A 12561-nucleotide genomic window follows, 5' to 3' on the forward strand; every position below is an offset into this window, starting at 1 on the left:
CTTCTCACGAAGGAGCACGATGCGATGAGCAGCGCTGTCCGCACCCACCTCGTCCACGCCCTCGAGGCCGATCTCGTCGGCCCCTTCGACCCCGCGCACCCCGACGAGCTCCTCCCGCTCGCTCCCTCGCGCTGGTACGTCACCGGCTTCCTCGTCCCACCCGCCGCGCGCGAAGCCGAGGAGGAGCCCGAGGACGACGAGATGACCGCCGGCCCCGACGAAGACGACGTCGAGACCGGCGGCGCCGCCGACGAGACCGCGCCGAAGCAGAAGGCGCTCCTCCCTTCGTCGGTCGGGCTCTCCGTGCTGCTCCCGCCAGGACCACCCAGCGACACGGTCGACGTCGAGCTCTCGTGGGCCGAGTACGCGCACGTTGAGGTCGCCAAGGCCGAGGGGAGGAAGCGCCCGAAGAAGGCGTTCAAGCGTGTCCCTCGTCCGCCCGTCGTCGTCCCGGTCCGCCTCGATCCGGACGTGCTCCGAAAGGGCGTCGACGTCACGGGCGCGCCCGGCATGCGCCTCACGGGCAAGCTCGAGACGACGTCGGACGTTCGCGGCCTCGATCCCGGCACGCGCGCGCTCGCGCTCTTCCTCGTCAACGATCGCGCCGTCGTCGATCCGAAGGACAAGTCCGAGCGTGAAGAGAAGATCGCGTTCCAGGTCGCGATGGAGATCCGCTTCGCCGCGGGCATCGTCGCGCGCACGAACCGAACCGGCGAAGGGGCCCGCGACTTCGACGATCGCGTCGCCGACCTCCAGTTCCGCGCGCGCTCGGAGTGCGGCGTCGGGCACGGCGTCTCCGTCGAGCCGAGCGGTCCAGAGGAGGGTGGCCGCGTGCCGGGCGTCCGCATCCGCTGGCTGCCGTGCGCGGTGGTCCGTCGCGTCGTGACGAACGACGACACCGGGCGTCCGATCGAAGTCCGGATGGAGCGGCTCGCCGAGCTCGGCAAGGGTGAGGATCCGTTCGCGCTCTCCGCCGCGCTCTCGCCGATCGTCGAAGCGTATGGCGACTGGATCGCGACGCAGCGCGCGATCGTCGTCGGCTCGTCGGCCGACACACCGCGAGACGCGACGAAGCACGCGCTGATGGATCAGGCCGAACGCGCGCGAGGGCGCATGCGCGAGGGGATCGCGCGGCTCGAGAAGGACCAAGCCGCGCGGCTCGCCTTCGCGTGGACGAACGAGGCGATGGCGATGCAGGCGCGGAAGGCGCGCCCGAACGACGAGCCCCGCTGGCGCCTCTTCCAGCTCGCCTTCGTGCTCCAGTGCATCGAGGGCGTCGTCGACGACCAGCACGTCGATCGCGACGTGGTCGACCTCATCTTCTTCCCGACCGGCGGCGGCAAGACGGAGGCCTACCTCGGCGTCATCGCCTTCACGCTCCTCCTGCGCCGGATCCGCGGCGCCTCGCGCCCCGATGGCGGCCTCGGCGTCGCGGTGCTCCTCCGCTACACGCTCCGCCTCCTCACGCTCGATCAGCTCGCGCGCGCCGCGCGCCTCGTCTGCGCGCTCGAGATCCTCCGCCGCGCCGATCCCGCGCGGCTCGGCGACGTACGCTTCGCGATCGGGCTCTGGGTCGGCAAGAGCGCGACCGCGAACACGTTCGCGGAGGTGAAGAAGAAGCTCGAGGAGTACAAGGCGTCCGTCGCGCGGAGCCCGCGCTCGCCGTTCCCGCTGACGCGGTGCCCGTGGTGCGACCGCCCGATCGACAAGGACAGCTTCCGTCTCGTCCCGAAGGACAAGCCCGCCGATGTCGTCGTCTCCTGCCTCGACCGTCGCGAATGCCCCTTCGGCGAGTCGCGATCGCCGGACGGGCTCCCCGTGCTCTTCGTCGACGAGCAGGTCTACGGCGAGCTCCCCGCGTTCCTCCTCGCCACGGTCGACAAGTTCGCGATGCTCCCGTGGCGCGGAGAGACCGGCCTCCTCTTCGGTCGCGCCACCGCGCGCAAGGAGCGCCGCTACTACGGGCCGCTCGCTCCGGCGCCGAAGGGCAGCGTCGTGCTCCCCGACGGTCTGCCGCCGCCGGAGCTCATCGTCCAGGATGAGCTGCATCTGATCTCGGGTCCGCTCGGGACGATGTGCGGGCTCTACGAAACCGCGATCGATGCGCTCGCGTCGCGACCTCCGCCGGCCGGCGCCGGGGGAGGTGCGCGCGTACGGCGGCCCAAGGTCCTCGCGTCGACCGCGACGGTGCGGCGCGCCCGCGAGCAAGTGCGCGCCCTCTTCGGTCGCTCGATGGCGCTCTTCCCACCGCCTGGCGTGAACGAGGGCGACACGTTCTTCGCGAAGGTCGTCGACGACGAGGAGTCGGGCCGTCTCTACGTCGGCGTCGCGGCGACGGGGCGCCCGCTGAAGCAGATCCTCATCCGCACCTACCTCGCGCTCCTCGCCGCCGCGCGCCACGAGTACGACGACTCCGGTCCGCCGAAGCAGACCGCGGACGCGTACATGACGCTCGCGGGCTACTTCAACAGCCTCCGCGAGCTCGGAGGAATGCGCCGCCTCGTCGACGACGACGTCCGCGCCCGCGCCTCCCGCATCGATGAGCGGAGGCCCGACGATCATCCAGGACCGCATCCGTGGTTCGGGCGCCGGCCGGAGCTCCGCGAGCCCGTCGAGCTCACGAGCCGCGAGCCCACCGCCCGCATCGCGCAGTCGAAGGCGCGCCTCGAGGCGCCGTGGGCGACGGAGGAGGCGCGCGTCGACGTCCTCCTCGCGAGCAACATGATCTCCGTCGGCGTCGACATCGATCGCCTCGGCGTCATGGTCGTCGCCGGCCAGCCGAAGACGACGAGCGAGTACATCCAGGCCTCGAGCCGCGTCGGGCGCAAGGTGGAGTATCCCGGGCTCGTCGTCACCTGCTTCAACATGGGCAAGCCGCGCGATCGCTCTCACTACGAGCGCTTCCGCACCTACCACGAGTGCTTCTATCGCTTCGTCGAGGCGCAGAGCCTCACGCCGTTCTCGGGTCCGGCGCTCGATCGCGGGCTCGCCGGGATGCTCGTCGCCATGACGCGGCTCGGAGCGGGGGCGCTCACGCCGCCGGAGGCGCTCCGTGACCTCCCCGCTCACCGTGCCTTCGCGGACGCCTGCGTCGAGGCGATCGCGACGCGCGGCTCCGCGTTCCGCGACGGCATGACGAAGGCGGAGCAGGAGCTCCTCCGCGACACGCTCCGGAGCCGCGGACGCGCGATCCTCGACGCCTGGCAGTCGATCGCCGCCGACGTCGCCGCGGGGAAGGGCGCGCGCGCCTACTCGCCGTACGACAAGGACAAGGGCGCCGGCAAGGCCGTCCTCTACACCGCGCTCGAGGGGAACGATCGCGACAAGGCGCCCGAGGAGAAGCTCTTCGCCGCGCCGACCTCGATGCGCGACGTCGAGCCCTCGGTGCATCTCTGGGTCGAGCGCAGGCAGTTGGGAGGACGCTGAATGGCCGCACGGAAGGGATGGGGAAAGAAGGAGGTCGTCCACCAGCCGGACGGCACGATCCGCCGGAGCCAGGTCGTCACCACCTTCGGGCCGGGCGCGATGGTCGACCTGATCGGCGACGCGATCCTCGTCGGCGGGCTCGACTACTGGCTCTACGGCGCGAAGACCGTGATCCAGGAGCCGCGGCTGCGCGACCACCTCGCCGAGCGCCTGCAGCGCATCGGTATCATGCTCAGCTTCGAGAACGCCTTCCGCGAGCCGCCCGCCTGCGACGACAAGGCGCCGTCCAAGCAGGTCGGCGTCTCGACGCTGGAGTTCCCGCAGTGGTTCGTTTGTCAGAGCCCGAGCTGCCGTTCGCTCGCGATGAACAAGGCGCTCGAGCTCAAGCGGCGTCCGGGGTCCGACGACAAGCACTACGTCCATCAGTGCAACCGCTCGACTACGTCGGAGGCGATTCCGGTCCGCTTCGTCGGCGCCTGCCGCCGCGGGCACGTCCAGGACTTCCCGTGGCTCTCGTTCGCGCACCTCGGCAAGGAGCGCTGCGGGATGCCGGACCTCGCGCTCGTCGAGGGCAAGACCGGCGACTTCTCCGAGATCAAGGTCGAGTGCCGCGGCTGCGGCGCGACCAGCTTCCTCGTCGCCGCGATGCGGAAAAACTCCGGCCTCACGTGCGACGGGCAGCGCCCGTGGCTCGGCGGCGATCACGAGGGATGCACCGAGGACCTCCGCCTCATCGTCCGCACCGCGAGCAACTCGTACTTCGCGCAGGTGACGAGCGCGCTCTCGATCCCGGACGAGAAGCGCGAGCTCGAAGAGGCGGTGCGGAAGCTCTGGCCGACCCTCGTCGCGGCGACCGCGGAGACGCTCCCTCACTTCCGCAAGATCCCCGAGGTGAACGCGGGCCTGACCGGGTACGGCGACGACGCGGTGCTCTCCGTCGTCGAGGCGATCAAGACCGGCGCCGCCCCGCCGCGCGAGCCGCTCCGCACTGCTGAGTACAAGCTTTTCGTCAACGCTCCGAAGGAGCAGCCCGGCGAGCTGCCGCCGCGCGAGGAGCCGTTCTGGGCCCGGCGTCACGATCCCGAGGACGGGCTCCCCGACGGGATCCACTCCCTCGTCGTCGCGCCGAAGCTCCGCGAGGTGCGCGCGCAGGTCGGGTTCACGCGCATCGTCCCGATGATGCCAGACATGCAAGGGACCTACGAGAGCGGCGTCCGCACCGCGCGGCTCTCGCTCGCGCAGGACTGGCTCCCGGCGACGACGATCCAGGGCGAGGGCGTCTTCGTCCGCCTCGACGAAGCGAAGGTCGCCGCCTGGGAATCGAAGGACGTGGTCCGCCGGCGCGAGGACGCGCTCCGCGCCGGCTACGACGTGTGGCGCCGCGATCTCGAGAAGCGAGCCGGGGAAGGGGAGGCCGTCCCGCCGTTTCCGGGCGCGCGCTTCTACCTCCTCCACTCGCTCGCGCACCTGCTCATCTCGGCGATCTCGCTCGAGTGCGGCTATGCCGCGAGCGCGATCCGCGAGCGGATCTACTGCGCGAGGCCGACGGACGAGACCGGCGTCGGACAGCTCCCGATGGCCGCGATCCTGCTCTCGACCGGCACGAGCGGGAGCGAGGGCACCCTCGGCGGGCTCGTCGAACAGGGCCGCGCGATTCGCTCGCACGTCGTCCGCGCCTGGGACCTCGGGGCGCTCTGCTCGAGCGATCCGGTCTGCGCGCTCCATTCGCCCGCGGACGATCCCGCCGAGCGGCACCTCGAGGGCGCGGCCTGTCATGGCTGCCTCTACGTCGCGGAGTGCTCGTGCGAGTGGTTCAACCGCTACCTCGATCGAGCGCTCGTCGTCCCGACGCTCGGCCACGACGCCGAGCTCGCGTTCTTCTCCGTCCGCCCGTGAAGGTCGCCGATCTCTCGACCGCGGACCTCGTGAAGCTGTGCGACCTCGTGCGTGCGGGAGCTCTCTCTTGCCCGCTCACCGAGACACCGCTCCGCGCGCACGGCTTCGGCGCGTTCGCGGCGTCGATCGCCGCGAGCCTCGCGTTCGAGTCGCGCGCTGGGCTCCTCTTGGCGCTCGATCTCCTGATCGAAGAGCGGACGCGCGCCGAGCGGCCGCCGCTCGAGCTGGTCTGGACGGGCCCCGATACGACGTCGCCGCAGACGCGCGACACCGCCGTCGTCCTCGCGGAGCTGTGCCGGCGCGCGCGGCGCCGCGTGCTCGTAGCGGGCTACGTGTTCGCGCAGGGTGAGAGCGTCCTTCGCCCACTCCATGACGCCCTCGTCCGCGGGCTCGACGTGCGCCTGTTCCTCCACGTGCCGGAGGGCGCCGCGAGCGAGGTCGACGTCCCCGCGCACGCGGCGCGCTGGGTCCGCGAGTTCGTCCGAAGGAACTGGCCCTTCGGCGAGCCGTTACCCGTCTTCTTCCACGATCCGCGTACGTCACGCCGCGACGGCAAGGTGTTGCTCCACGCGAAGTGCGCCGTCGCGGACGGCCGGCACGCGCTGGTCACCTCGGCGAACTACACGAGCTTCGGCCAGACCCGCCACATCGAGGTCGGCGTCCTGATCGACGACGTCGGATTCGCGGGACGGCTGGAGGGCCAGTTCAACGGTCTGGTCTCACAGGGGTTGCTGCAGGAAGTCGCGCTCACGGCTTGAACGACGACCGGATCATCCGTGCCGACTAAGGAGGACGAGCGGCGCCCCACCGGTGTTGCTAACTCGACGATTTCAGGAGCGCCTTCGCGTTGGGAGGGGCGGCACGAACCGTGCAGTCTGGCTGTCGTGCGTACCGTCTTTCTCGCCGGATGCCTTGGGCTGGTCTCTCTGGTGGGCTGCGCCGGTGGCAGCGAAGCGGTCGAGGAGCAGGGGGAGACGCAGAGCGATCTCGTCACGGTTCCCGGCGAGGGGAGGCTCTCCGTCCTGGTCGCGATCACGCAGGGGGCGACCGGGATCCCCGCCAGCGTGACCCTGAAGTGTGGCGGCGCCGGCGGGCGGGATGACCTCGCCGGGGAGGCCGACGAGGAAGGGATCCTCTTCCCGATCGTGCGTCCGGAGGACTGCGTCATCGTCGCCACGATCGCCGCGACGGAGCCTGAAGAGGAGGCTACGAAGATCGAGCTTCGCCATCCCGGAAAGGCCAGCGCGGAGACGGTGCTGAGCGGCTCGCTCGACGGTTACGAGGTCACCGCGACGTTCGGCGATCCCCTGCAGTAGCCGCTGGCGTCTGAAATTTCCGTTTGGGAGGCATCCTTTCCGAGACGGATACGCCGGTGTTCATGAACTTCGTATGGCGCGGGCGCGATCCCCGCGCTACGGCGTGCGCGCATGAACCGTCGCTCGCTTTCCCTGTGCGCCCTGCTCCTCGCAACCCTCGCCGCGTGCGCCGAGACGGCGCCGTCGGCAGGCACGACGGACACGACCGCCGCGAAGGTGGCGCCGAAGGAGACCGAGCGCGCGCGCACCGGACCCAAGCCGAAGCTCGGGAGCTTCGGCGTCGACACCGACGGCATGGACCTGTCGGTGAAGCCCGGCGATGACTTCTACAAGTACGCCGGCGGCAAGTGGCTCGCGCAGGCCAAGATCCCCGCCGACAAGACGCGCTGGGGCGCCTTCGACGCGCTCGGCGAGAAGTCGCGCGTCGACGTGCACACGATCCTCGACGAGGTCGCGAAGGGACAGCACCCGAAGGGATCGGTCGCGCAGAAGGTCGCCGACTTCTACGCCGCGTACCTCGACACCGACGCGATCGAGAAGAAGGGCATGAAGCCCGCGCAGGCCGATCTCAAGGCGATCCAGAAGCTCAAGACGTCGAAGGACGTCGCCCGCCTCATCGCGACCCCCGGCATCCCGCTCGCCGGTCCGATCGGGATCGGCATGACGATCGACGCGAAGGACCCGAACCAGTACGTCCTCGCCGCGGGCGCGGGCGGGCTCAGCCTCCCCGACCGCGACTTCTATTTGAAGGACGACGCGCGCTTCAAGGAGATCCGCGCCAAGTACGAGGCGCACATCGCGAAGGTGCTCGCCTTCGGTCACGACAAGAAGAAGAACGCCGCGCGCGACGCGTCGGACGCGAAGGCGATCCTCGCGCTCGAGACGAAGATCGCGGAGCACCACTGGGACCGCGTGAAGCGGCGCGACGCGGAGAAGCGCTACAACCCGAAGACGATCTCCGCGCTCGAGAAGGAGATCCCGAAGTTCCCGTGGCGCCTCTACGCCGACACGGCGGGCTTCAAGGGGCAGGACCGCGTCATCGTCGGTGAGCTCGACGCGATGCCTGCCCTCGCGGAGCTCTTCGCGTCGACGCCGGTCTCCACCTGGAAGGCGTACCTCACGTACCACTACCTCGTCGCCTCGTCGTCGATCCTGCCGAAGGCGCTCGACCAGGAGGTGTTCGAGTTCTTCGGCAAGACCGTCGGCGGCACCCCGCAGCAGGCCGAGCGCTGGAAGCGCGCCACCGGCGCCACCGGCGGCGTCCTCGGCGAGGCGGTCGGGCAGCTCTACGTCGAGAAGCACTTCCAGCCGCGCGCGAAGGAGCAGATGAAGGAGCTCGTCGAGAACATCCGCAAGGCGTACGCCGCGCGGATCGAGGCGAACGACTGGATGACCGCGCCGACGAAGAAGGCCGCGCTCGAGAAGCTCGCCGCGTTCCGCCCGAAGATCGGCTACCCCGACAAGTGGAAGGACTACTCCGCGCTCGACGTCCAGCCCGGTGACGCGTGGGGCAACCGTCGCCGCGCGAGCCTCTGGAGCCACGACCGCGCGCTCGAGAAGTTCGGCAAGCCCACCGACAAGGACGAGTGGGGGATGACGCCCCAGACCGTCAACGCGTACTACAACCCGCTCTACAACGAGATCGTCTTCCCCGCCGCGATCCTCCAGGCGCCGTTCTTCGATCCCGACGCCGACCCCGCCGTGAACTACGGCGGCATCGGCGCCGTCATCGGCCACGAGATGGGCCACGGCTTCGACGATCAGGGCGCGAAGTACGACGCGAAGGGCGTGCTCCGCAACTGGTGGGCGGAGGCCGACCTCGCGACTTTCAAGAAGCGCACCGATGCGCTCTCGGATCAGTACTCGCAGTACGAGCCGCTCCCCGGCGTGAAGGTCAACGGCAAGCTCACCCTCGGCGAGAACATCGGCGACCTCGGCGGCAGCAACGTCGCGCTCGAGGCCTACAAGATCTCGCAGCAGGGCAAGGAGCGCTACACCGTCGACGGCTTCAACAACGAGCAGCGCTTCTTCCTCGGCTACGCCCAGGTCTGGCGCGCGCTCTCCCGCGACGAGGCGCTCAAGAACCAGGTCATGACCGACCCGCACTCGCCGCCGATGTACCGGACCAACGGCATCGTCCGCAACCTCGACGCCTGGTACACCGCGTTCGACGTGAAGCCGGGCGACAAGCTGTTCATCGCGCCCCAGCAGCGCGTGAAGATCTGGTGATCGCTCGCGCTTAGGATCTTCTTAAGGGCGGCTTCGGATCGACGTAGGAACGAGCGCGGCGGTTAGGACGCATGGTCTTTCCATGCTCGACCGCGCCCGCTCGTTCCTCGCCGTCTCTCTCCTCCTGGTCTTCGCCGGCTGCACCGAAAAGAAGGAGACGAAGCCCGTCGCTCCGCCCGCCGACGCACCCGCCACCGTCGCGAAGGCAGAAAAGGTGAAGCGCGGCGGCTACCTCGTCGGCATCGGCGGCTGCGGCGACTGCCACACGCCGATGACGTTCGATCCTGCGCTCGGCATGCCGGTCCCGCAGATGGACCGCATGCTCTCCGGCCACCCCGAAGGCGCGCCCGATCCGACCGGCGAGCCGGGGAAGGGGGACCAGGCCGTCATCGGTCCGACCTTCACCTCGTTCAAGCTCCCGTTCGGCACCGTCTACACCGCCAACCTCACGCCCGACGCCGAGACCGGCCTCGGCCTCTGGAGCGAAGACGACTTCATCCGCGCGATGCGCACCGGCAAGCACCGCGGCGCGGAGGCGGGGCGTCCGATCCTGCCGCCGATGCCGTGGATGAACGTGGCGCAGGCCTCGGACGAGGACCTCAAGGCGATGTTCGCGTTCCTCCAGTCGATCCCCGCGATCAAGAACGCGGTCCCCGAGCCCAACGTCCCGCCGCCCGTCATCGCGGCGATCCAGTCGGGCTACGACAAGATCGCCGCGCAGCAGAAGGCCGCCGCGCCGCCGAAGCTCTGAGTCCGAAGCTACGGCGCGAGGCGGTTCAGCATGCGCGGGAACGGGATCGTCTCCCGCACGTGGGACAGGCCACAGATCCAGCTCACCGTGCGCTCGATGCCGAGGCCGAAGCCGGCGTGGGGGAAGGTGCCGTAGCGACGGAGGTCGAGGTACCAGTCGAAGGCCTCCTTCGGGAGCTTGTGCTCCTCGATCGAGCGCTCCAGCGCCGCGAGGTCCGTCTCGCGCTCGCCGCCGCCGATGATCTCGCCGTAGCCGTTCGGCGCGAGGACATCCATGTTCAGCGCGAGGTTGGGGCTCGCCTTGTCCTTCGCGAAGTAGAACGCCTTCAGCTCCATCGGGTAGCGATGCACGATGAGGGGGCGATCGAACTGCTTGGAGATCACCGTCTCCTCGTCGCCGCCGAAGTCGTCGCCGACCTTCGCCTCCGGGTGGCCGTTCTTCTGCAGGATCTCGATCGCCTGGTGGTAGGTGATGCGCGGGAACGGCGCCTGCACGTTGCGCAGCATCGCGAGGTGGCGCTCGAACCACTCGGGATCGTCGGCGCGGTCCTTCTTGTCGTCGGCGGCGAGCTGCTCGAGCTCCTTCTTCCGCACGTCGAGGACGCGCTGCACGACGTAGGAGAGGAAGCTCTCCGCGAGCTTCATGTCGCCCTCGAGGTCCATGAAGGCGACCTCGGGCTCGACCATCCAGAACTCGGCGAGGTGGCGGCGCGTCTTCGACTTCTCGGCGCGGAAGGTGGGGCCGAAGCAGTAGACCTTGCCGAACGCGGCGGCGCCGGCCTCCATGTAGAGCTGCCCCGACTGCGTGAGGTAGGCGGGCGAGCCGTGGTAGTCGGTCTCGAAGAGGGTGGAGGTGCCCTCGCACGCGTTGGGCGTGAAGATCGGCGCGTCGATGAGGGTGAAGTCGTTCTCGTCGAAGAAGTCGCGCACCGCCTTGATGATGGTGTGCCGCACGCGCATGATCGCGTGCTGCCGCTTCGAGCGGAGCCAGAGGTGGCGGATGTCCATGAGGAAGTCCGTCCCGTGCTCCTTCGGGCCGATCGGGTACTCCTTCGCCGGCTTCGCGAGGACGCGCACGTCCTTCACGTCGAGCTCGTAGGTGCCCTTGATCTTGCCGTGCTCCTTCACGAGCCCGACGACGTCGAGGCTCGACTCCTGCGCGATGTGGTCCGCCGCGGCGAACAGCTCCGGGCTCACGTTGCCCTTGAAGACGACGCCCTGCACGATGCCGCTGCCGTCGCGGATCTCGAGGAAGTGGAGCTTGCCGCTCGAGCGCTTGTTGTAGAGCCAGCCCTGGATGCGGACGGTCTCGCCGACGTGCTCGGCGAGCTTCTCGATGCGGACGACTATCGGTGAATCAGCGGGCGCGGCGGCCTCGGTCATGACCGTTTTCCTACCATGAGCCGCGCGTTGCGTCGCGCCTCGCCGGCGGCCTGCGAGACCTCGGTCTCCGGCGAATCGAGCAGGAGCGGCGGGATCGCGGTCGGCTTGCGCGCCTCGTCGATCGCGACGAACGTGAGGCGCGCGGTGACGCAGGGCCAGCGCTTTCCGCTCGCCGGGTGCTCGCCCTCGACCACGACCTCGATCTCCATCGAGGTCCGGAACGTGGCGGTGAGCCGCGCCTCGAGGCGCACGACCTCGCCGACGCGGACGGGGAGCTCGAACTTGAGGTCGTCGACGAAGGCGGTCACGCACATGCGCCCGGAGTGACGCTGCGCGCAGATCGCGGCGCACAGGTCGACCCACGCCATGATCTGCCCTCCGAACACGCCGCCGAGGGCGTTGGTGTGCTGCGGGAGGACGTATTCGGTCATCTGCGTGACGCTGGCGGACTGCGGTCGCGGTTCCATGAGGCGAGCAGGCTATCGTGAGGACCGATGCTCCGCACGCGGCCGCTGCTCTTCGACGCGTTCCCCGATCTCGAGGCGGGGACGCCGTGGATGCCGCTCGCGCACGTGCCCACCGCGGTCGAGAGCTGCGACGCGATCGCGCCGTGGCTCGGCCGCAGCGGCGTCTTCATGAAGCGCGACGACCTCGTCTCGCCCCTCTACGGCGGCAACAAGGTGCGGCGCTGGGAGTTCGTCCTCGCCGACGCGCGGCGGCGCGGGGCGCGGCGCATCGTCACGATCGGCGGCCTCGCGTCGACGCAGGCGATGGCGACGACGCTCTTCGGCAAGTCGCTCGGCTTCGACGTGACGGTGGTCCTCTTCGAACAGCCGGTCACCACCTTCGCGCGCGAGTCGCTCCGCGCGCTCGTCCACGCGGGGGCGGAGCTCGAGTACGCCGGCGGCTACGCGGCGACGGCGTGGAAGGCGTGGCGCGCCAAGCGCCGCGCGGGCGCGGACGGCTACTTCATCATGCCGGGCGCGAGCGGCGCGCTCGCGAACCTCGGCTTCATCGACGCGTCGCTGGAGCTCGCGCAGCAGGTCGAGCGCGGCGAGGCGCCGAGGCCGGACGTCATCGTCGTCCCCACCGGCTCCGCGGGCACCCTCGCCGCGCTCGCGCTCGGCTGCGCGCACCTCGGGTGGAGCACGGAGATCATCGGAGTACGAATTACGACCGCGCTCGCGACGAACCGCGCGATGGTGAAAGCGGTATTGCGAAATACCGACAAGGCACTGGCGGCGCGGGCGCGCGGGTGGCGGCCGCAACGTGGCAATGTCCGTTATGGCCTTTACGGAGCCGCGCTGGGGAAGGGATACGGCTATCCGACCGAAGCCGCGATCGAGGGCGCGGAGCAAGTGCGCGCGCTGACCGGCGCCGTGGGCGAGGTGACGTACAGCGGCAAGGCGCTCGCGGCGCTGCGCGAGATCGCGCGGACGCGCCCGCGCGCGACGATCCTGCTCTGGAACACGCTCTCGACCGCCCGCCCGCCGGCGCCGCCGGACGCGCCGGTGCCGGCGTCGCTGCGCTGGGCCTTCGAGGGCGACGTGCGCGTCTGATC

General features: G+C 70.0%; 9 protein-coding genes. 7 read left to right on the forward strand and 2 right to left on the reverse strand.

Translation table 11 applies throughout. The annotated features are described in order from the left end of the window. Positions 1-24 precede the first annotated feature (24 nt). From drmA to KF837_05785, 6 genes are all read left to right on the forward strand, one after another. Positions 25-3426 (forward strand): DISARM system helicase DrmA, encoded by a 3402-nt coding sequence (gene drmA / locus KF837_05760; protein ID MBX3226795.1) that lies wholly within the window; start codon positions 25-27, stop codon positions 3424-3426. Continuing rightward, a complete protein-coding gene (locus KF837_05765) occupies positions 3427-5322 on the forward strand; it encodes a DUF1998 domain-containing protein (protein MBX3226796.1) in 1896 nt (631 codons plus the stop codon). Beyond that, on the forward strand, positions 5319-6080 hold the full coding sequence (gene drmC / locus KF837_05770; GenBank protein ID MBX3226797.1) for a DISARM system phospholipase D-like protein DrmC: 762 nt from the start codon (positions 5319-5321) through the stop codon (positions 6078-6080). Before KF837_05765 ends, drmC begins: the two co-directional genes overlap by 4 nt. Before the next feature lie 171 nt (positions 6081-6251). Continuing rightward, a complete protein-coding gene (locus KF837_05775) occupies positions 6252-6638 on the forward strand; it encodes a hypothetical protein (protein ID MBX3226798.1) in 387 nt (128 codons plus the stop codon). Positions 6639-6749: 111 nt separating this feature from the next. Next, the gene (locus KF837_05780) at positions 6750-8867 is read left to right on the forward strand and encodes a M13 family metallopeptidase (protein ID MBX3226799.1); all 2118 of its coding nucleotides are present in this window, start codon (positions 6750-6752) and stop codon (positions 8865-8867) included. Positions 8868-8949: 82 nt separating this feature from the next. Beyond that, complete coding sequence (locus KF837_05785; GenBank protein ID MBX3226800.1) at positions 8950-9618, forward strand: diheme cytochrome c-553; 669 nt, start codon at positions 8950-8952, stop codon at positions 9616-9618. A gap of 8 nt (positions 9619-9626) precedes the next feature. Here KF837_05785 and asnS read toward each other — a convergent pair whose 3' ends face one another. Together asnS and KF837_05795 are read right to left on the reverse strand one after the other, a co-directional pair. Then, positions 9627-11000, reverse strand: coding sequence for an asparagine--tRNA ligase (asnS, locus tag KF837_05790; GenBank protein ID MBX3226801.1), 1374 nt, complete (start codon positions 10998-11000; stop codon positions 9627-9629). Further along, on the reverse strand, positions 10997-11467 hold the full coding sequence (locus KF837_05795) for an acyl-CoA thioesterase (protein MBX3226802.1): 471 nt from the start codon (positions 11465-11467) through the stop codon (positions 10997-10999). The genes asnS and KF837_05795 overlap by 4 nt, the downstream gene beginning before the upstream one ends. A 27-nt stretch (positions 11468-11494) precedes the next feature. Between KF837_05795 and KF837_05800 the strand changes: the two genes are divergently transcribed. Then, positions 11495-12559 (forward strand): pyridoxal-phosphate dependent enzyme, encoded by a 1065-nt coding sequence (locus tag KF837_05800; protein ID MBX3226803.1) that lies wholly within the window; start codon positions 11495-11497, stop codon positions 12557-12559. Positions 12560-12561 lie beyond the last annotated feature (2 nt).

The sequence above is a fragment of the Labilithrix sp. genome, assembly GCA_019637155.1.
Taxonomy (GTDB): domain Bacteria; phylum Myxococcota_A; class Polyangia; order Polyangiales; family Polyangiaceae; genus Labilithrix.